Raw genomic sequence first — 20,363 nt, forward strand, 5'->3', positions numbered from 1 at the left:
TTCCCCTTCGAGCAGGACCCGTTGACGTGGGGGTACGGTCCCACCAGCAGAATCAGAAGCCCCGAGGGCTACGTCCGGCATCCTAGGTACGCGACGCACCACGCTTCCCTGTGATCCCGTCGGAGGGCCGATCCGACTCGGAATCGTTATCCCCAAGATCCCTTACGAGCAGGGCTTATCGACAAATCCACCGGGGTCGTTCGGAACGCATTCGCCGATAAGCCGCAGTTCGGTCAGGGTCGCGAGGTGACTGACGTCACGTCACCGCCACTGGTTCCTGGGCCTGTTGGGCGTCGGCCTCGGCGGGTGGTGTCTCCCAGTCGGGCTCGGGCTGTGTCGGCGCGGCGGCGGCCCCCGCCTCCGGCCGCGGGGAGCGCCGGAAGGCCGACGTGCCGCGCGCGAGGTCGTGGCCGATCGCCGTCGCGTCGATGTCGGCCGAGGTCCAGCTCTGCCCCTCGCGCACGTCCGAGCGCACCTTCAGCCTGCCCTGCACCACGACGGGATCGCCCACGTTCAGCGACCCGGCGGCGTTGGTCGCCAGCTGGCGGTTGGCCCACACCGTGAAGAAGTTGGTGTGCCCGTCGGTCCACTCGTTCTTCCCCCGGTCCAGGTAACGCGAGGTCACCGCCAGCCGGAAGCGCGCCGACGGCCCCGTCGCCAGCTCCCGGTACACCGGCTGCGTCGCCACGTTGCCCACCGCGCAGACGATCGTCTCGTTCATCTCGAACCCCTCCCTCGCCCGGCCTCTCCGCCGGGCCGATACGCGTACGGGCCCGTCCCGTACGGCTGCGTCCGACATGACGGCCGCGCAGCCGGACAGGTCCTGCCGCGCCACCATCACCGTCACCGCGATCGACCGCGTCCGTCGCGATCGCCGCGAAGCCAGACTGCCTCCGTCGGGCCGAGCCCGCTGAGCCCTGTGGATCACCGCTCGTCTGTGGATATCTCCGCCACTCACACGGGTGACCCGCGTTCCCCCGACCAGATCAGTTCCCGGGGCTCTGGTCGCTTACCTGGTCTCAGGTCGCTTCGCCGGTCTCAGGTCACTTTCCTTGTCTCAGGTCGATTCCCCGGTCCCAGATCGTTTCCCTGGTCCCAGGTCATCTCCCCGGTCCCAGATCACCTCCCTGGTCCAGATCACCTCCCTGGTCCCAGGTCACCGCGCCGCAGAACCCACCCCCATCACCCGCCCGTACTGCTCCCGAACCTCCCGGTACCTCAGCAACTCCGCCGCCACCGGATCCAGCACCCGGGCCCGCCCGCACCCGGCCGCCGCCTCCCGCAACCGCCGTTCCGCGTCCATGCCGTATCGCCGGGCCGGGCCCCGTGCCGCCATCCGGCAACCCCACTCGACCAGCGGTCCGCCGACGATGCCGGCCACCATCAGCAGCACCGGCACGCCCAGATTGGGCGCCATGACGCCGACGATCTGCCCCACCAGCCAGAGCCCGCCGAGGACCTGAAGGATCGTCATGGACGCCTGTACCAGGACGGCCGCCGGCCACCAGCTGGGCCGCGGTGGCCGCCCGGGGGGCAGACCGGCCCGGGCGCCCAGCTCGTCCAGCGCCTCGGGCAGCCCCTGGGCGCCCCGTACGGCCGCCTCGCGCACCGCCTGTGCCCACGGTGTGGGCAGCCCTGCCGACGCCTGGTCGGCGACCGTCCGCACGGCCTGTTCGACACGCTGGCGCGCGGTGGCCTCCTCGTCCGTCTGGGCCCGCAGGGACAGTCGCCCCGTCGGGGGTACACTACGGTCCTGGTACCAGCGCCACAGCCGCAGCCAGGGCGTCCCGCACGCGCGGTTGGCGTTGCGCAGCCAGGCCCGCTCGGCGGCCTCGCCCGCGGCGGTGGCGCCGATCGCGTCCGCGAGCCGGGCGGAGAACTCGTCCCGCGCCTCCTCGCTGAGCCCGGTCCGCCGCCGCGCCGCGTACACCGGCCGCAGCTTCCACCCTGCGGAGTCCACGTCGGCCGAGATCCGGCGCGCGGCCGCCCCGCGCTCCGCCACGAACTGGCCGAGCGCCTCGCGCAGGTCGCCGACGCCGTCCCCGGTGAGTGCGGAGAGCGCGAGCACGACGGCGCCAGGTTCGCCGTGCTCGCCCAGCGCGATGCCGTCCTCGTCGAGCAGCCGCCGCAGATCGTCGAGAACCTGGTCGGTCGCCTCCCCGGGCAGCCGGTCGATCTGGTTGAGGACGACGAACATGATCTCGGCGTGCCCCGCCATGGGCCGCAGATAGCGCTCGTGCAGCACGGCGTCGGCGTACTTCTCGGGGTCGACGACCCAGATGACCGCGTCGACGAGCGCCAGGACGCGGTCGACCTGCTCACGGTGCTGTACGGCCGCCGAGTCGTGGTCGGGCAGGTCGACCAGGACGAGCCCGCGCAACTGCCCGTCCGCGGCCGCGTTCTGTGCGGGGCGCCGCCGCAGCCGTGGCGGGATGCCGAGCCGGTCGATGAGGCCGACCGCGCCGTCGCTCCAACTGCACGCGAGTGGCGAGGAGGTCGTCGGCCGCCGTACGCCCGTCTCCGAGATGGTCACTCCGGCGAGCGCGTTGAACAGCTGCGACTTGCCGCTGCCCGTGGCGCCCGCGATGGCGACGACGGTGTGCTGCCCGGACAGCCTGCGCCGGGCCGCCGCCTCGTCGAGCACCCGGCCCGCCTCGGAGAGCGTCCTGTTGTCGAGCCGGGTGCGCGAGAGCCCGACCAGTTCACGCAGCGCGTCGAGCCGGGACCGCAGCGCGCCGTCGTAGGCGAGCGGAGTCACGACCTGCGCCCCGGAAGCGCGGGGCTCCACGATGGCGGGCTGCTCCGGAACAGCGGTTTCATTAACCCTCCGTGCGATCAGCCCGTCGTCCCAGGGGGACGCGGATTCCGTACTGGTGGAGGAGTCCGTGCCGGTGGAAGAGTCCGTGCCGGTGGAAGCGCGCGTACCGGCGGGAGGTTCGGTACGGGAGGGGGATTCCGTACGCGCGGGGGATTCCGTACGCGCGGGGGATTCCGTACGCGCGGGGGATTCCGTACGCGCGGGGGATTCCGTATGCCGGGAGGTGCCGGCCGCCTTACGGCCCTCGGTGTCGCGGGCGCCCTCACGCGCGGGCGGGTCACCGTTCTTGCGGCCGCCGGGCTCAGGGACGGTCACCCGCGCCTGCTGCTCGTCACCCTCACGGCCGCCGGAGTCGGGGGCATCCACGCGCGCGTGCGGGTCGCCGTCCTCCGCGTCCTCCAGGCGTGCCTCCTCCACGCGCGCGTGGTCGTCGCCGACCCGGGACTCCTGCTTCGCCAGCTTCCTCCAGAGTTTGCGCATCTCCGACTCCTCGGCAGCTGCGGAATCCTCGCCCTCGTCGAGCTCTCCCTCCGCGCGGTCACCCGTCGCGGGGAAGCCGTTCTCGGAAGCGGAAGTGGGAGCGGAAGCGGAAGCGCCCTCCACAGGGGCCGCGCTCGCCGGGACGTGGTGCTCGCGCTCATCGTTCTTGGTCGCGCCGTCCTCCTGCTGATCGGCGTGTTCCGTGTGGTCCTGGTCAGTGACGGCAGTCACCGGTCACCTCTCCTTCTGCAGTACGGACAGCGCGGCGATGAGTTCGGCCTGGGGTTCCGGATGGACCTCCAGGGCGTCGAGCGGGGCGAGCCGTCGCTCGCGTTCGTTGTGCATGACCCGGTCCAGGTGCTCGGTGAGCAGCCGCCCGGCCCGGTCACGCAGCCGCAGCGCCCCGTGCGCCCCGATCCGCTCGGCGAGTCCCTCCCCCGCGGACCGTGCCCGGCGGCCACCCAGTAGCGCGGTGGCGACCAGAGCGGTGACGACCTCGGAATCCGGGGCGACGCTGCGGTCCAGGACGCTCACCTCGTCCTCGGCGTACTCCTCGAGCTCCCTGCGCCAGCGCCGTACGGCCACGCCGATGCGGTGTTCGACACTCGCGGGCCGCGGGTCACGGCCCGTCAGTTCGGGAGCCTCGGCGGCCGGTTCGCGCCGCCAGGCGTCGTCGACGCGCTCGTCGGCGGCGGTGACGGCGCACAGCAGGAGGGTGCTCAGGCTCTCCACCAGCGAGTCGAGGAGCTCACCTGCGGTGCTGTCGAGCGGGAAGGCGCGCCAGCGTTTCAGCGCGTCGCCGGCGAGCACGGCACCGGCCTGCAGCCGGCTCCGCACGCGCGCGTACTCGCTGTCGTACGCGCTGTCCACGGCGCCGGTGAGCCGCAGTGCTGCCGCGTACTGGGCGGCGGCGGCGTTGGCGAGCTCGGGCATGCGGACCTTGAGGGAGTCGAGCAGACCGTGGGCCGTACGGGCGACGGCCTGCTCCCGGGCTCCCGGGTCCAGGGCCTGCTGGCTGAGCCAGGTGCGCAGCGGAGCGACCGCCGTGGCCGGCAGCAGCCCGCCGCCCCAGGCCGACTCGGGCAGCTCGGGCACGGTGAAGCGGGGTACGTCGCCGAGGCCGGCCTTGGTGAGGAGTGCCCCGTACTGCCGGGACACCTCGGACACGACCTGGTGGGGCACCCGGTCCAGAACGGTCACCAGGGTGGCGTCGTACTCCTTGGCGGTGCGCAGCAGATGCCAGGGGACGGCGTCGGCGTACCGCGCGGCCGTGGTCACCATCACCCAGATGTCGGCCGCGCAGATCAGTTCGGCGGCGAGTACGCGGTTGTCGGCGATCAGGGAGTCGATGTCGGGGGCGTCGAGGAGGGCGAGGCCGCACGGCAGGGTGTCGGCGGTCTCGATCCGCAGCACGCGTGCGGAGTCCTCGGCGGACAGCATCGGCTCGTCCGCCGGATCTTGTTCGGGCACCCACACGCGCGTGAGGTCCGGCAGTACGCGCATCCCGCTGAACCAGTGATGGTCCTCGGGATGGCAGACCAGTACAGGGTTTCGCGTCGTCGGCCGCAGCACGCCTGCCTCGGTCACGCGTCGGCCCACGAGGGAGTTGACGAGCGTCGACTTGCCGGCGCCGGTGGATCCTCCCACCACGGCCAGCAAGGGCGCTTCGGGCTCCCTCAAGCGGGGCACCAAATAGTCGTCGAGCTGCGCGAGCAGTTCGTCGCGGTTGGCACGCGCGCGTGGCGCCCCCGCCAGGGGCAGCGGGAAGCGTGCGGCGGCGACACGGTCGCGCAGTGCGGAAAGTGCGTCGAGCAGCTGAGGCCGTACGTCCAAGGTCACCACATGCGAAGAATGCCCAATTTTAGGGGAATTCTGAAGCATATGAGCATGTCTGCGCGCCGACGGGACACAAGGGATGGAAGGGACGACCGGGACAGAGGCGCAGTCCAGGCATAACGAGTGCACAACACCCGGTGCGCGAGAGGCCGAAAGCGGTGCACGATTCGTACCTGCCTGCGATTATCAGGACCGCTTCACCGAACCTCCACATCGAGCCACGGAGGCGAAGCAACAGGGACACGGATGTGGGAGCCCTATCCTTGTCTCCGGCAACGTCACGGATCAGCCCCACCAGGGCACCAAGAACGAGGCCACCACAACCGGCCCCCGTAGCTCAGTGGATAGAGCAGGCGCCTTCTAAGCGCTTGGCCGCAGGTTCGAGTCCTGCCGGGGGCGCCCAGTCTCCGCCCTCCTTCGGGAGGGCGTTTTTGCTGGTCAGGGCGGGTGTCGACTGGCATGACGAAGCCCCGGACGCCCTCTTGATGATCAAGTGCAGGGTCCGGGGCTGTCCGGCTGTCACCGGGTTTTCGCGGGTGGCTGTGTCGAATACGTGTCGAAGTTCTGGGCGGCCGAGGGGTCAGCCAGCGGACGACCGCTCGGGGAGATCTCCGGCAGCTTCGAGCCGCCTCTTCAGGTCGGGCAGCTGACCTTCGACGCATCGGGCGTAGGTCGCCAGGAGCACGGCCACGCTGTTCCCAGCCCAGTCGGCCACCTGGGCAGGCGGGATCCCATCGTTCAGCCACTTCGTCAGGCGCGTGTTCCGGTTGTCGTAGACGCGCCGTCCGGTGGGTGACTCGAAGACGTGCGGGGGCAGTACGGCCTTACGCGCACTGCGCCACGCCCGTCGGATGACGGAACCAGCGAGGATGCCGCCCGACTCGCCTTGGAACAGCAGGTCACCCGGCTTGAGCCGTTCATCCTCGATGTGCTGCCGCAGGATGCGCGTGAGGGCAGGATGCCCTGGGACAGTGCGGGTCTCGCCCTCTGCGCGGCCTTTGAGGTCGCGTTGTTCGTGGATCTCCCCCGTGTCGGTCCACTGCTTTCCGACCTCAGGGGTCGCGGTGTGGATCAGCAGCTCGCACCACTGGTCGTCGGCGTCAGGCTCGGGCAGGGTCACGTCCTCCACCCGCATGGCAACGGCTTCCTCGGGCCGAGGGCCGCAGTAGTACAGCGTGGCGAAAAAGGCGTGAAGTCGCTCGCCGCCGCGCGGCCGGCGCCGTATCCAGTCGAGGATCGCCGCCGCCTGCTCCGGGTTCAGCAAGGAACGTTTGTCCACGGCGTTCGTGGTCTTTACGGCGGCCGTCGATTCCTTGCCCTTGGGAAGCGGGTTGGTCCGCAGGATGCGCCGCCGAATCGCGTACTTCATGGCGACGTTGAGGATCCGGCGGTTGCGCTTCCGGGACCAGGCCGCCGCTTGCTTGCCGTCGAGGCGGGTGTCGATAGCGCGCAGCACCTGGTCCACCTTTTCCGGGTCCTCCCAGGCCGAGACGGGCAAGGAATTCCGCTCGACCCATCGGAGGATGGCAACCACGTCTCGGGGTGCGTCGGGGCGCCGGTTGGTGTTGAAGGCCCACTCACGCAGAGCGGTGCGCATGGCCGCAGGTGCGAACTGGGTGGGCTTGGCCCGCAGCAGCGCGATGGTGGTCGAGGTCAGGGTCTTGGCGATGTTCTTGCGGCTGTTGCCGCCGAGTTGAGGCCAGCGGGCATCCATGTACTCGACGGCGAACTTGTACCAGCTCATGGCAGCCGACTTGGAACGGTGGGACACCGGAAGCCCGGTGGCCACGACGAATGCCTCGCCCTTGCCCGTGGCCCGGATGAGTTCGGAGCGGAAGCCCTCTGCGAGCGCGACAGTGTCGAAGGGCTCACGCCAGCGCTTCCCCGCGACCACCCAACGCACGGTGTACGTGTTCTTCCGGGCGCCCTTGTACGCGAGGATCTTGTAGACCTTCACGTCGTACGTCGTCTCCATCAGGCGGCGTCCTCGCGGTCATCGAGCCAGTGATCGAGGTCGCTCCGCCGGATCCTTAGGTCACCGTTCGGGAGCTTGATGCAGCGCGGCGCACGGCGCTTGGCTCGCCAGTCGTAGAAGGTCGAGCGCGAGACGGCCAGTTCGTCGCAGACCTCCGCGAGGGTGAGCATGGTGCGTGACCGGATGGCCGTGGTCATTCCGTGCTCCCTTCGGTCAGGAGAGCCTCGCGGGCGGTCTCGCGGTTGGTCTGGAGGTCCCGGGCGATGGTCGCGGCGAGGGCGGCTTCGCCCGGTGTGTGGCCGTGGCCGGCGTACTGCCAGTCCGTCAGCACGAGGACGGTGTCCGGCTCGCGGTCGTCGAGGCCGAGGAGGGATGCCTCCTGGGCGGCGCGGAAGTCGGCGCGTTCCTGGCGGAGGGCGCCGAGAGTGGTGGAGTACGTGCGCGACTTGGACGAGAAGTGCCCGCGGAAACCGAGCATGTGGGCCCAGGCCCAGAGGCGCCGATCCGGATAGAGGCTGTCCAGGTCGCGGCACGCGGTGATGAGCCGCCGGGTGTGGTCGGGGACCTGGTGGCGGTCGAGTTCGGCGAGTTCGCCTATGCGCCGGTCCAAAGTGCCGGTGTTCTCGGCGGCCTTGGTGGCGTACTTGGCAACGTACGAAGCGACGGCCTGTTCGGTGATGTCGGAACCGTCGCCGAAGGCCTTCACTGGCCGGACGTCGAGTTGGGTGCCCCAGCGGAAGGTACGGGTGGGCTGGTCCTCGGCGGCCGGCACCGACACCGAGGTGTAGGAGTGCGCGGCGGCGGCGCGTAGAGCGGCCGTGAGGAGGTCGACCGTGGCCCAGGCGGGCGGTGGCGTTCCGGGCCCCTCCGGGCCGTCGAGGCGTACGACGGCGTGGAAGTGCAGGGCGCCACGCTTTTGGAACTCCGCGACCTTGCCGTACGAGACGCGAAGGTGGTCGGTGAGTTCCCGGCGGGGCAGGCCGGCGCGGGCGGCGAGTTCGCGCCGGAGTCGGGTGGTGAAGCGCTGCCAGAGCTGTCCGGCGTGGTTGTTGAACAGCACGGCACCCGCGTAGTCGTAACTGTCCGAGTCGAGGGCAGTGCCCAGCTCCGGGGCGTCGGACGCGTGTGGGGTGCCGCAGCGGCAGGTGCCGTGATCGGGCCGGTTGTGGACCGGGCCGAACGACGGAGCCGTGAGGGTGGCGAACACGCGCGGGTGGTCGCGGACAGAGCCGGGGATGTCGCGTCGGTCGTCTCCGGCGAGGCCTGCGCGGATGAGGTGGTAGGTGTCGCCCGCGTAGGTCCAGGCGCAGGACGGGCAGCGGGAGGCGCGCCGGTTGCCGCAGGCGAGGCGGAGGCGTTCGCCCGGTTCGTTCGCGGTGGAGTAGTGGTGCAGGGTCTCACCGGTGGTCTTGTCCTTCTGGAGGACCCAGCCGGTGAGGTGGACGGGGTCGGAGCAGCCGCCGGTGCGGCGGATCTGGTCTTCCCATCGGGTGTAGTCGGAGGCCGAGGCCACCCGGAGCACGTCCCCGAGGGTGATCGGGTCGAGCGATGTGTCCGGCAAGGGCGCACTCGGTGTCGCGGGTGAGGCGCGGTGGGCCATGCTGGGGGTTCCTTCCGGTTGCGAGATCGGACAGGGACGGCGCCCGGGCGGCGGATGCTTGGCGGTATCGAGGCCGCCCGGGGGCCGGTCAGCGTCGCTTGGCTTCAGAGGCGAGCAGGGAGCGCAGGACGACCGCGCATACGGCGACCGAGGCGCCGGTGATGGCGACCGCCAGGAGCAGCGAAACCAGGACGGCACCGAGGACCAGGACGACGGCCGTGCCGCCGCCGACGAGGGCGAGTGCGGTGCCGGGGGTGAGCTGGACCGTGGGCCGGGACGGTGTCGGCGTCATCGGGGTGGCCGGCGGGGTCTGTACGTTCGGGCTGACGGTGGTCGGCTCGACGACGGCGGGCGGCTTGGCAAGGCCCGTCGGCGTGGGCATGGTGGGGATCTTCGGGCGGAACATCGGTGGTCTCCTCTCGCGGGTGGGCTACTTGACGAGCGCGTTGATGGCGGAGGCGAGGACGCTGTCGCCGAGGAGGAAGCCGCCGAGCAGGAGTACGGCGATGAGCCAGGCGGGCGGCCGGATGAGCTTGACGCCGAGGTAGCCAACGACGATCAGCGCGAGCCAGAGCGGGACCTGCATGACGGTGGCCTCCTAGCGGATGCGGCAGCGGTGGGTGCGGGCGGCGAGCTGGGCGGCGGACTGACTGGAGTAGTCGGAGGACCAGCCGCAGTTGTCGGAGGTGCACACGGCGGCGTGCTTGGTCTGGCCGTGGCGGTCACGGTGGGTGCCGATCTGCACCGGACCGATGCGCATCACGGAGTGGAAGTGGTCGCGGGCGGGCATGTCAGTCGGTCCCCTCTCGGGCCGTGGTTGGGGTGGAGAAGCTGGCGCGGACAGCGGCAGCGGTCAGGCGAGGTGAGCAGCGATGGCGTCGGCGAGGTGAGGCGGGACGCCGAGGCGGGAGCGCAGGGTGTCGGGGTCAATCGAGGCGCCGGTACGGGCGTGGTACTCGTCGGCGACCTTGCGGGCGTGGTCGAGCAGTACGGCGGGGACCTGAGGCGCGGTGGCCGGAGCGGGGTCCGGGGCCGGAGCGGCGTGGGCTGTCGCGAGGGTGGGGGTGACGTCGGGTTCAGGCATGGCTTCCGTGACCGAAGGGCGTGGGGCATCCGGTACTGGTTGCTCGGCCGAAGGCTCGGCGTCCGATGCATCCGCGACGGGTGCCTGCGGAAGCGGCTCCGGCTGGGCAGTTGCCGAGTGGGCGAGGAGTGTTCCGCCGAGGAAGGCGACCGCGGGCCATCCGGCGATGCCAAGACGGAGTAGGGCGGGCGGGTCGGTCAGGTCGAGGAACCCGGCGGTGGCCACGTTGGCGCCGAGCGAGGCGAACAGTGCGACGAGGAACCAGCACCAGGCCAGCCGGGACGGCCCCTCGCTGCGCAGGCGTCGCCATGCGGCGACCAAGAGCAGGTCGACACTGACGGGGTAGGCCCACGCCTTCCAGCCGTCCTGTCCGGCAGCGGCGGCCAGGTCGTGCAGGTGAGCGAAGGACAAGGCACCGGCGATCACGGCCTGAACCAGGACTGCATCGACACGGAGACCGTGACGGGTACCCATCAGAAGTCACCCGGGGAGGCGGGGCCACCGTCGGGGTCGTAGCCGTCCAGAAACACACCAGGCGGCGGCTCGGGCAGCGAGACGGCGAGGGACTGGCTGACGGCTTCCACGAAGTCGAGGTCAGCGCCAACCATGTCCGCGTACAGGGCGAGTTGGCCGAGCAGGAGCACTGTTCGGGCAAAGTCCTCGCAGTCGGGGCACATGGCGGTTCTCCCTTCTTTGGGCATGGCGGGGGTAGGGACTTGGCGCGAAGGCGGTCACGCCGGCCGTTGGGAATCCGAGAGATCAGGCGGTGGCCGGGGAAGGCTTGGCAGGCTGCAAGGGCGCGCCGGCCAGGGCGGAGAGGGCGGGCCGGTACGGAGCCAGCTCAGGCAGGTCTGGAGTCCGGTCGGCGTGCCGGTTGCAGATGTTCACGGCCTGCCGGAGCGAGGTGTGCGGAGCACGGATGCGGTGCCACCCTCCGGTCGAGTCGCCGGCGATGGCGAGCCCTCGCTTCTCCGCCGGGATCTGGATGGCGGCTAGGACAGCGTCCGGAGCGATGTCTCCGAAGGCCATGTTGGCGGAGGTCTCGTCGTTGACGCGGTGGGCGGTACGGCCGGTGAGCTGGGCACGGAGCATGGTGATGCCCTTGCCGAGTTCGGAGCCGAAGCGCTGCCCACAGATTTCGAGGTAGATGCCGGCCGCACGGCCGAGCTGGGCGAGGCGGACCAGGGAGGTGATGATGCGGTCCCGGCGCTTCTCCTCCTCCTTGTTGGCGTACAGGGCGAGTTCGGCAACCTCATCGACCAGGACAACGACCGGGACTGGGCGCAGATCGGTCGACAGATCCCAGATGTCGGCGGCGATCTCCGCATCCGGCACGTCGGCGGCGATCCGCTGCTGAGCCCGGATGAGCTGATAGTTGCGCTCCATCCGGACCACTAGCGCGTCGAGCACTTCGGCCGCGGTGTCGGGGTCGTCGGCCAACGCGGAGAACCGCCGGGCCAGCGGGAACAGCTCAACCCCCTGCTTGCAGTCGATGCCGACGAGGGCAACGTCCATCGGGGCGAGCCCGGCGACCAGGTTGCGCTGGTAGACGGACTTGCCGGACTCCGTGGCGCCGAGGGTGAGGGCGTGGGGTATCGCCCGGTAGTCGCGGTAATGCACTGAGCCGTCCTGCCGCAAAGCGACCGGGACACGCATCGGACGGATCTCGGTCTCACCCGGCATCTGCACCCGCTTGAGCACGTCGTAGCCGGTCATCCGCACCTCGACGACACCAGAGCGCAGCTCACGCGAGGTCACGCCGTACATCGAGAACGAGTGCCGGAGCCGGTCCGAGGCGGCAGCGATGTCGAAGGCGTCCTGCCCGGGGCGGAGCTTGAGCCGCAGGACCAGGCCAGTACGAGTCGGCCGCAGCCGCAGGATGCGCGGGGAACGGGACTCCGGCAACGGCCGGCTGATGGCACGGGCCAGGGCGAGCCGCCACCGCGCCGGCGGAACAGTCAGTCCACACGCATCCATGACTGAGCCGTACCGGACCAGCACCCGAACCACGGCCAGCGTGACCCCGAAGGTCAACCAGTACCAGGCGGGGCGCCGCCACCGCAGGAGTCCCACGGCGGCGACGACCAGCACCAGGGTGACCGTGAAGGCGGTCATGATCAGGCCGCCTTGGGCCCTGCGGCGGTGTCGGCGAGCGAGGTGACCGCGACCGCGCGGAACGCGATGCCGTGTCGCTTCTGGCCGTTGAAGTCGTTCTCCCAGGGCCGAGCGATCAAGCCGGTGAGCGCGACCGGCGTGCCCATGGACAGCTCGCCGGTGATCCCGAGCTCCGGGACGGTGACGGACAGGATCTCCACCTCCTCGTTAGCCGCGAACATCACGTCGACCGTCATCAGCTTCGCCCCGGTCTCCATGTCGGTCGCGACCTCACCGGTCCGACGGTCACGGACCTTGACCTGCGGGGTCTTGGCGACCATCACGACCGCTCCGGAGGTGTCTACAGGGATCTGACGCACAGAGATCACTCCTCTATAGATGCTGAACTTCGTCACTCATGTACATGAGTGACATGAAGAAGAGTGCATCACTCATGCACATGAGTCAACCCGCCGCTAGGAAGAACTCGCGACGGGTTGCGGGAAGTTGAGCGGTCGTCAGTCGGCGGCAGGGATCCGATACTCGAAAACGAACTGGTCAGCGGCCATGAGCGTGTCGCACACCTCGACCACGAGGCCCTCGGTCGTACGGGCCTCCCGGATGAGATGAACCACCGGCGCACCCGGGCTCAACGCCAACTCCGAGGCCTCCGCCTTGGAGGCCGGCCGCGCTTGCAGCGTCTCGACGAACTCCGTGAACTCATGCCCGTGGTCTTCGAGTCGGGCGTAGATGCCACCGCCGCCGGGGTTCTCAGCGAACAGCTCCGGGATCTCCTTCACGACCTCCCAAGGGAGGTAGGAGGTGGCGGTCTCGACCGGGGTGCCGTTGCGGAAGTAGAGGCGGCGACGGGCCAGCACCTGCGAGCCGACGGGGACGCCCAGGCGTTCGGCGGCATCCTCGGGCGCCTCCATGGGCCCGATGTAGAGGACGCTGACCTTGGCGGTGGCGCCGGACTGTGCGGACTCCGCGAGATACGCCGCCTGTCCCCCTTGCCGGAGCGAACGCCGGAAGCGATCGGAGGAGCGGTGCCTCACGGGAGGCCGGTTCTTCACGATCGAGCCCTTACCGTGCCGAGTCTCGACCAGCCCACTCGCCCGCACCTCGACCATGGCCTTACGGATCGTCCCGCCGGACACGCCGTAGCGGTCCACCAGCTCGGACTCACTCGGCACCATGTCACCAGGCTTGAGAACCCCCGCCCGAATCTGCTGCACGATCTCGTCCGCGATCTGCACGTACCGAGGCCCGGAACCGACCCCTCCAGCCGCAGTTCCCATAGTCCTTCCCTGCCTCCTATGCTCCTCTACATGAGTCAACCACAGGAAGCGACGCCGTCTCCCCTGCACTCCGTGTCCGTGGCCGGAGTAGTGGTGCGCGAGGACGGGCGCCTCCTAGCGATCCGCCGAGCCGACAACGGCACCTGGGAGCTCCCGGGCGGCATCCTCGAACTCGACGAGACCCCCGAGGCCGGCGTGGCCCGCGAGGTCCTGGAGGAGACGGGTGTCCACGTCGAGGTGGACGAACTGACCGGCGTCTACAAGAACTTGGCCCGCGGCATCGTGGCCCTGGTCTTCCGCTGCAAGCCTTCCGGCGGCACCGAGCGCACCTCAAGCGAGTCCACGGCTGTCTCCTGGCTCACGCCCGACGAGGTCAGCGAGCGCATGTCCGAAGTCTTCGCGGTCAGACTCCTGGACGCCTTGGACGGCGACGGCCCCCACGTACGAAGCCATGACGGCAAGCACCTCATCCCAGCGGGATAAGATTTTCTCTCCTTCATCAAGCCCGCGCACGGCGCGGGCGCGCGCCGCCTCTGCGGCGCGGCCTGCCTCCTGTCTGCGCCCCGGCTGGCCGCGCCCGGCGGCGCGCTCGGCGGCTGCGGGCATGAAGGTGGGAGACACCCTCTATGGCTGGGGCGGTCGGCTCCACGGCTTTAGGCAGCCACTTTGGGGCGAGCCTCTAAGATCATGGCCCCAACGTCGTGCTTTAACGGGCAGGTCCACAGACTGCCCGACTCGCCGGAAGCTTACGGGGCCATGATCACTCGCCCCAAAGCAGCTCCAGCCCAAAGCCGCTCCGCCGACCTCTCCGAATGTGCCCACACCCGTAAGCCCCACCCCTTATAATCACCTCAAAGTGAGAAGGTGGTAAATGGGAAATGCATCAGAAGCGCGCGACCTGATTGAGGAATACCAGGCTGAAAGCGCACGAAAATCTGAACTTCTAACAAATCTGCCAGCTTATGCCGGGGCAGGAATCCTGGCCGCCGTAGTACTGAAAGTCGCACTAATCTCCCATGGTTCCGTTGCAACTTCTCTCGCCCTAATCAATTCGGCCGGGCCAGTTCAGGTAATCGGTGGAGTTCTGGTACTCCTCGTGCCAACTCTCGGAACCCTCGCAATCGTGCTCATCAACTCAAGCATTGATTTTAAGGAGATGTCGAAGCCTAAACGAGTCAGCCTCTACATTGATTTCGCGGTTGCACTCCTCCTCCTCACCTTCGTCCTGTACTGGGGGGCGGTTCTCGTCCTACTGGGTATCATCGCCACTAAAGGAGTCGTAAATCTTCGGCGACACTTGAAGGCTAGGCGCCAAGCGAGTCCTGATACTAACGAGTCGACCAATGAAGATTCAAGGCCAAATTGGCCAAGCGACCCTCCACAAGACGTCGTGCTACATGAGATTTGGGAGAAGCAGGTAGCATGTGGGGGCCAACTGATCCAAGCTCGAAGCGAACCGGAACCGAACCTTGGAAGATTGAGCGAGCTTGAAAATCAAATAAGGTCACTCGCGGCAGAGTACAATTCACGGGTTCGTCAGATTAATCGGAGCCGTCCAAGCGCGGAGAGCTTGGCGCTCACCACGGCGCTTTCAGTCGTCACCTTCTACGTTGTGTTTACTTCATTGGTATCCGATCGCCCTTGGCTTCCAGCTGAGATTTTGGACATCAAGGGAGATAGAGCGACCGTAGGATACGTAGTCACCGAGGGTGACAATTGGACAACGATCCTTACGGAAGGAGATCGGCGCATCATTAGAGTCAATTCGGACTCTATTGTCGATCGATCTATCTGCGCAACAGAGAAATCAGAAGGAAAAGAGGTCAAAACATTGTGGAAGGTTTTCTCTGATGTGAAAACAATCTACAAGGAATGCCCCAACTAGGCTCGATTGGGGCATCTGCCGCGTTGAGGGTCTCTGGCGTCCAAGGCTGACATCAACGACGGCGGACGGAGATGTACCTCACCGCCCCGCTCGGCCGTTGCGCCAACTGGGGCGAATCCCTTGTTGGTTCGATCGAACTCCCGATGCGGTGATGATGAACGCGCCGTGGACCATCGCTAGCGGCCTCGTGGTCAGCTCGCAGACCTCCATGAGTGTCCGACCCGCAGTTCGCGTCGAGGGGGCAAGCGCCACAGGACGCGCAGCGGCCTTAGGGAATTGGACCTCGATTCCCTAATTTCACTTGTCGGCGCTTAACGCGCCTTTATCGAGTTCCGCAGACCTCGCGGGAGCTAGTCACTATCATAGTCGGGCGGTAGCTGAGAAGACATGGCCACAATGACAGTCATGAAGAATGACTCACCCAAGTCTTGGAGGCGCGTGATAGCCTCTTCGGTCGAGATTTCATATTCCTGTCTAAATCTCTTCTCAAGTTCCACGCCCGCAGTCTTGATCTTCGCCACGGCCTCCTGTGCGGCAGCATCCTGCTCGACCTGGCGACGATTGATTAGAAACTGAGTAACTAGCGCCGTAATAAAAAGCGGAGCTACGATGTTAGTTGCAATCTTCACGAAGATCGCAATTCCCGAAACGGGCGTAAGTGCGGACCCCGCACCGTTGAATAGTGAGTAGTAAGCTACCTGCAAATAGCTTGGATTCCCTGAGTAGGAGAAGGCTGCAGGGTCAATCTTGAGAATTGACCAGTTGATTGCCGAGAATGCGATAGTGCCTTGCAGGTAAAGGCTGGAGTATGCGACCGTACTCAGGATGAGTGCGGCTGCGCTCTTCCTGTACTTCTCCAGCTGATATGCCCAGTAGTAGGTTGCCCTGCTGCATAGCACTGCCATTCCCAAGTTCGACTGAAATGTAGCAAGCTGAGCCGCGCTGAACTTCTCAATGCTTGCATCTCTAAGCTGAGGGCTGACCGAAGTAATCTGAGCAACGAAGCTTGCGCTTGAGACGTGGTCGATCAGCTTTTGCTGAGACTTGAGAAAGTGTGAAGGTCTGACTGAGAACCAAATGGTTCGCGTCATGAGAAGGAAGAAATAGAGGCCTAGGTAGGCTGCACAAATAGCCAGGAGCACACGGTTCGAGATTACAGCTGATCCAACGAGGGCAAGAATGGCACAAAATCGGGTGATCAAATTGAACTTGAGGTGTCTGATTGCCGTAGCGGCTACGTTGACAAAAGTGAAGACCGCGACCCAGCTCTTCGCTTTGTAGAACCACTTGGGTACTTTCCAGAACGCGACAACAAACGGGAAGAAGCTCACGTAGAGATACTTTAACCGTCGACCCTTCGAAAACAAGATAAGCAGCACAAAAAGGCCGCCGATAAACAGGAATCGGTAGTTGAGGATCGATCCCGCACCCGGAAGGAATTTTTCGATTAGATAGTTGTCAACGTCGAAGATGAAGAGCTTGACGAAAATGTAAAGCCAAACAAGAGAGCCGACTCCGTCAAGCAGGCGAACCGTCCACTTCGGCCACGCCTTCCAACGACTCTCGAAGCTGGAGTCTTCACCCTCGCTAGGTGCCCCATGACTGGACGTGCCCTGAACTGATAGATCGATCTTGGACCACAGGCTGTCCACGCTCACGAGCGCCTCCGCTGAAAGACGTACCTCTGCGCTAGGTTGGGGGGGGCGAACGTGGAATGTCCGAGCCTGCGCACTTCCAGCGTAGCGATGGAGTCTGACAGTTGAGGTCCCGTCAGTTCAGTTCCTTGACACCGCCAGGCTGTCTAGATCCGGTCGACTGTCCTGTTCCGGGGCTGCAACCCAAGAAGCGCCTCTCCGGCTGCCGCAGTCGAAGGCGGAAGCCGTTATGGCGATATCTCAAGCATCCGTGCTGTTCAGCGCACACGTCGCATCGCAAGAACCTAGCGCCTTCAAGCCCTCGCTCCGAGCCTGTCGGTACACCACAGCAGACCCCTTCGCGGCGCATGGCCGGATCCGCTCCCTTGTTGATGCTTCATGCACGTGTCACACAGTTGGTAGGCAGGGGTGACTGGAGGAGGGGGGACTCTGCATGTCCGTGCTGGGTAGTAACCACGAGCCGTCGGACTGGGCCGTGGAGCGGTTTGGACGGCATGCCGGCAGGCTCGTCGAAGCGATTCCGGAGCAGCTGGCCAGGGCCCACGCTCGGGCTCATGCCGTCCACCTCACCGCGAGGCTGAAGAAGCGCAGCCCCTACGGCGTCACCCTGGCCGAGGCCGTGCGCGAGAACCTCGCGGATACAGCTCGTGAGCTGGACGAAGCCGTGCGGGACGTGCGCGGGTATGAGTACGCCGTCATCAACGACCACGCGCTCTTCCCCTTCAAGTACGCCGACCGTCCCAAGCCCCTCGAACGGGCGCGGCTGGCAGCCAACGCTTCCCCTACGCGCCGTCGGATGCTCCTGAGCCACGGGCCCGAGCCGCAAGACGGCCTCTTCCCCCTTGATGATGAGTTCACGACCGAGGAGTACGAGGAGCTGCACGAGACGTTCGAGGCCCTCGGCGCCTCCACGAAGCTCGTGTGTCTCTTCTTCACGGCCGACCCAGAGAACGGCATCCACCTCATCCACTGGGGAGACGCCCACCTCGAACCCGACCGCACCTTCACTTGGCTCCACAGCGAGCAGCTGCGGGTAGCGGCCCAGTCTCTTGAGTGAGCACCCCCGATCCTGGGCCGTCCCTGGGCCGTGCAAGGGCGCCCGACGCCGACCGGCGGCGACCGGCGTTGACAGTCGAGTCAGGGCCGCCAACAGGGAAACCCCAGGTCAGAGCCCCCCGCCCATACGCGTTTCCCCCCAGGGGTAGCCGTCGGGCAAGATGGGGTGTTTCTTACCGCTTGTGGCAGGGCGTCAAGTGGTGCCCGACCTTGGGCCCTTCTCCTGATCATGTCACCAGCCATCCTGCATAATGCCGCCCTCTGAGGCGAGAGGGCGAGAATGACATCGCGGCGTCAGCGGGCAGGGACATCGGGAGCTCACGCACGGCTCCGGCAGGCGCGGACACGGACACGGACAGCCGTTCAGCAACGAGTTCAACCGGGTATCACCAGGCCGGCACCGACGCCGCGTTGGAGATCGTCGATCGTTCGAAGCGTGGCACTTCGCTCGGCAGCTCGCTCTGTCCCAGCGACGCAGCCCGATCCGACAGCGCGCCGGGCCACTTGGCTCTCATCGTGGGGAACTTTTGCCTCCGCCATCGCAGCCGTGGTTGGTCTGATCGTTTCGGCAGTTGCCACCTATTACACGGGGCTTGCACTGCGCGACCAACAGATAATCAACAGGGATCAAAACGAACGGGAGCATAGGTCGCAGGCCATGCAGGTGGGCTTCTGGTACACGAATAGTCAACCCAATAACGGGGACGTTGCGGTCGTCAGCAATCGGTCTCCCGACGCGGTCTATCAGCTGACGGTGAGGTTCTCGTTCCTCAAGTGGCCGTCAGGACCAATCCCCACCGAAAAGGCCAGGCTTAAATTGCATAAGGTGGTTGCGGAATACACGTCAGCTAGCTTGCCCCCTTGTACACAGCTAGTCTTCACTAAGAAGATCCTTCATGCGTCTTTTGACCGACTAGAAAAGGAGGAGGATGTCGATGTCGAGCAACCAATATCGACGGCTCTCATATTCGAAGACGCCCAGGGAGCCAAGTGGGCGCGAGGAACTACGCTTCGCGAACTGAGTTCCCTCGAAGGATTTGGGATGGAAGTTAAAAATTTGGGACAGCGTATACAGTCAGGCAAACTTGTTCCGGAAGTTCCCAATGGAAATGTAGCCAAGACGCGCCCAGAGCCCAATTGCGGGAAGTTTTAGTCAAGTCCCCTTCTTCGCAAGTTCTCGCCACACTGGGTCTAGGCATTCACCGCTGGCATTAAACAGACCTATTCATCAGCAGAAACCCACGGACGGGCTCAGATAGAAGAAGTCGCGCGGTAGAGTTACACCGGCGAGAAGGGCACACGTGATCGAGAACTTCATTTACCCCTTGGGGCTTCTTGTGCTCGCCACAATCGGGGTCGCAGTAAGACGCTGGGTGAAGCGCGGTGATCCCCTAGCAGTGACGGGAGAGATCATCGTTCCTAAAGCCTGGGAGGTGGCCCTGCCAACGGTGGACTCCCTGCCGTCGAAGGTCCCTGAAGATCAGCGCACTTATTGGCCGATGTACTGGCTACTCCGTCAACGAGGTGCCGCTGACTTCCGAACCACCAGTGCAAGGGTCCTCGTGGAGAACCGTTCAGAGCAACCTCTGACCATCACTGATATCACGGTGCACAAAAAGCTTGAGGACGTTCCGTTCGATGCCGCCTGGGTTAGGTATCCCCCGGCCGGGGCCGCAGAGGCCCTGGTACTGGACTTCCTACTCGACGACGACCGCCCCAAGGCATGGAGTGCCACGTATGAAGGGTCGGCCGAAAACCTGATCCGCACAGGCAGTCGACCTTACTTCGAGGATCACTCCATTACGCTTTCCCCAGGAGAAACTCAAACTCTATTGATTACTGGCCGTGCCGATAGTGTGCGGTGCTCGTGGCGGTTGGAAATCGAAACCTTCCAGGCAGGAAGGCGCAAGGTAGTCCCCGTGGTGCCAGAGGGCGGCGCCTTCCTCACTTCCGGAACGCCGGCTGAAGGCTTCAGCAACCGGTGGGAGTGGAGTTGGTACGAAGGCGACGCTGCACGCTTCGTACCTCCGCCTACATGACTGATTCCCGGACTCATCCGGGAATCAGCAATCAGGCTCTGTGGATTCTTCTCACTGCCTGGCCGCACCAGGAGCCGGAGAGCCCGCTTCATGACGGGACGAGGTTAAGGAACCACTCCCGGAAATCCCACACCCGCCTCAGGGCCTTTCACCCCAAGGTCAGCCCGCATGGCCGATCTGAGGCTCTGGAGTTTGCTTTCAAATACACTAACAAGTTCGCGGTATTCAGACGTGTCTTGAAGGAGGCCGTTAGCGATGGGGTCTTTCATGTTCCGTAGCGATTTATATGCAGCTTCCGAGTGACGCACAACCTCAGGAGGAGCAGTGATGAACATCTCCATTCGCCTCTCGTAGGCCTGACTTTCAGGTAACGCCCGACGCGCTATTTCCCACCGTCCCTCAGACGTCAGGGAAGAATCGTAAGCCACTTCCCGGAGACCGTTACGCCATTTGGCGAGCGCTACCAAATAGGCCACATACACTTCCCTCCTCGTGGTCTCCTGTCGAGCATCTTTTTCTCGCCTCCACCTCAAAGCATCCACT

20 protein-coding genes and 1 tRNA gene are annotated in these 20,363 nt (G+C 66.1%); 6 read left to right on the forward strand and 15 right to left on the reverse strand.

All coding sequences use genetic code 11. The annotated features are described in order from the left end of the window. Positions 1-256: 256 nt before the first annotated feature. From ADK36_RS17215 to ADK36_RS17225, 3 genes are all read right to left on the reverse strand, one after another. Positions 257-721, reverse strand: a complete 465-nt coding sequence (locus ADK36_RS17215; protein WP_048584943.1) for a single-stranded DNA-binding protein — start codon at positions 719-721, stop codon at positions 257-259. Between the two features lie 435 nt (positions 722-1,156). Further along, positions 1,157-3,529 (reverse strand): GTPase, encoded by a 2,373-nt coding sequence (locus ADK36_RS17220; protein WP_234329786.1) that lies wholly within the window; start codon positions 3,527-3,529, stop codon positions 1,157-1,159. Between the two features lie 3 nt (positions 3,530-3,532). Next, positions 3,533-5,140, reverse strand: a complete 1,608-nt coding sequence (locus ADK36_RS17225) for a dynamin family protein (RefSeq protein ID WP_048584889.1) — start codon at positions 5,138-5,140, stop codon at positions 3,533-3,535. Between the two features lie 320 nt (positions 5,141-5,460). On the opposite strand from ADK36_RS17225, the gene ADK36_RS17230 reads away from it, so the two are divergent. Then, positions 5,461-5,533 (forward strand) — tRNA-Arg (locus ADK36_RS17230). A gap of 181 nt (positions 5,534-5,714) precedes the next feature. On the opposite strand, the gene ADK36_RS17235 is transcribed toward ADK36_RS17230, so the two are convergent. The 11 genes from ADK36_RS17235 to ADK36_RS17280 form a co-directional block, all read right to left on the reverse strand. Then, entirely contained in the window at positions 5,715-7,109 is a 1,395-nt protein-coding gene (locus ADK36_RS17235; protein WP_053198136.1) for a tyrosine-type recombinase/integrase, read from the reverse strand. Continuing rightward, positions 7,109-7,306: a helix-turn-helix transcriptional regulator gene (locus ADK36_RS17240; protein ID WP_053198138.1), complete on the reverse strand. Its 198-nt coding sequence runs from the start codon at positions 7,304-7,306 to the stop codon at positions 7,109-7,111. The genes ADK36_RS17235 and ADK36_RS17240 overlap by 1 nt, the downstream gene beginning before the upstream one ends. Next, positions 7,303-8,670: a replication initiator protein RepSA gene (gene repSA / locus ADK36_RS17245; RefSeq protein WP_199830202.1), complete on the reverse strand. Its 1,368-nt coding sequence runs from the start codon at positions 8,668-8,670 to the stop codon at positions 7,303-7,305. Before repSA ends, ADK36_RS17240 begins: the two co-directional genes overlap by 4 nt. Positions 8,671-8,797: 127 nt before the next feature. After that, positions 8,798-9,115, reverse strand: coding sequence for a hypothetical protein (locus tag ADK36_RS17250; RefSeq protein ID WP_053198141.1), 318 nt, complete (start codon positions 9,113-9,115; stop codon positions 8,798-8,800). A 24-nt stretch (positions 9,116-9,139) separates the two neighbouring features. After that, the gene (locus ADK36_RS47960; RefSeq protein WP_107086877.1) at positions 9,140-9,295 is read right to left on the reverse strand and encodes a hypothetical protein; all 156 of its coding nucleotides are present in this window, start codon (positions 9,293-9,295) and stop codon (positions 9,140-9,142) included. A gap of 12 nt (positions 9,296-9,307) precedes the next feature. Continuing rightward, complete coding sequence (locus tag ADK36_RS17255; protein WP_053198142.1) at positions 9,308-9,499, reverse strand: mobile element transfer protein; 192 nt, start codon at positions 9,497-9,499, stop codon at positions 9,308-9,310. Positions 9,500-9,562: 63 nt separating this feature from the next. Next, positions 9,563-10,267, reverse strand: coding sequence for a DUF2637 domain-containing protein (locus ADK36_RS17260; protein ID WP_053198143.1), 705 nt, complete (start codon positions 10,265-10,267; stop codon positions 9,563-9,565). After that, the gene (locus ADK36_RS17265) at positions 10,267-10,470 is read right to left on the reverse strand and encodes a hypothetical protein (protein WP_053198145.1); all 204 of its coding nucleotides are present in this window, start codon (positions 10,468-10,470) and stop codon (positions 10,267-10,269) included. The genes ADK36_RS17260 and ADK36_RS17265 overlap by 1 nt, the downstream gene beginning before the upstream one ends. A gap of 82 nt (positions 10,471-10,552) precedes the next feature. Next, on the reverse strand, positions 10,553-11,908 hold the full coding sequence (locus tag ADK36_RS17270; RefSeq protein WP_053198146.1) for an FtsK/SpoIIIE domain-containing protein: 1,356 nt from the start codon (positions 11,906-11,908) through the stop codon (positions 10,553-10,555). 2 nt (positions 11,909-11,910) lie between these two features. Then, complete coding sequence (locus ADK36_RS17275; protein WP_053198148.1) at positions 11,911-12,267, reverse strand: hypothetical protein; 357 nt, start codon at positions 12,265-12,267, stop codon at positions 11,911-11,913. Between the two features lie 138 nt (positions 12,268-12,405). Then, positions 12,406-13,185, reverse strand: coding sequence for a GntR family transcriptional regulator (locus ADK36_RS17280; RefSeq protein ID WP_053198149.1), 780 nt, complete (start codon positions 13,183-13,185; stop codon positions 12,406-12,408). An 18-nt stretch (positions 13,186-13,203) separates the two neighbouring features. Between ADK36_RS17280 and ADK36_RS17285 the strand changes: the two genes are divergently transcribed. Both ADK36_RS17285 and ADK36_RS48875 read left to right on the forward strand, forming a co-directional pair. Then, positions 13,204-13,668: an NUDIX hydrolase gene (locus ADK36_RS17285; protein ID WP_053198151.1), complete on the forward strand. Its 465-nt coding sequence runs from the start codon at positions 13,204-13,206 to the stop codon at positions 13,666-13,668. 388 nt (positions 13,669-14,056) lie between these two features. Beyond that, complete coding sequence (locus tag ADK36_RS48875) at positions 14,057-15,070, forward strand: hypothetical protein (RefSeq protein WP_159391167.1); 1,014 nt, start codon at positions 14,057-14,059, stop codon at positions 15,068-15,070. A 350-nt stretch (positions 15,071-15,420) separates the two neighbouring features. On the opposite strand, the gene ADK36_RS48880 is transcribed toward ADK36_RS48875, so the two are convergent. Beyond that, positions 15,421-16,728, reverse strand: coding sequence for a hypothetical protein (locus ADK36_RS48880; RefSeq protein WP_159391168.1), 1,308 nt, complete (start codon positions 16,726-16,728; stop codon positions 15,421-15,423). Between the two features lie 430 nt (positions 16,729-17,158). Between ADK36_RS48880 and ADK36_RS17290 the strand changes: the two genes are divergently transcribed. From ADK36_RS17290 to ADK36_RS47965, 3 genes are all read left to right on the forward strand, one after another. After that, on the forward strand, positions 17,159-17,782 hold the full coding sequence (locus ADK36_RS17290) for a hypothetical protein (RefSeq protein ID WP_053198153.1): 624 nt from the start codon (positions 17,159-17,161) through the stop codon (positions 17,780-17,782). Positions 17,783-18,328: 546 nt separating this feature from the next. Next, a complete protein-coding gene (locus ADK36_RS48885) occupies positions 18,329-18,934 on the forward strand; it encodes a hypothetical protein (RefSeq protein WP_159391169.1) in 606 nt (201 codons plus the stop codon). A 148-nt stretch (positions 18,935-19,082) separates the two neighbouring features. Then, the gene (locus ADK36_RS47965) at positions 19,083-19,820 is read left to right on the forward strand and encodes a hypothetical protein (RefSeq protein WP_199830198.1); all 738 of its coding nucleotides are present in this window, start codon (positions 19,083-19,085) and stop codon (positions 19,818-19,820) included. The last annotated feature ends 543 nt before the right edge of the window (positions 19,821-20,363 follow it).

Source organism: Streptomyces viridochromogenes (assembly GCF_001270495.1).
GTDB lineage: Bacteria > Actinomycetota > Actinomycetes > Streptomycetales > Streptomycetaceae > Streptomyces > Streptomyces viridochromogenes_A.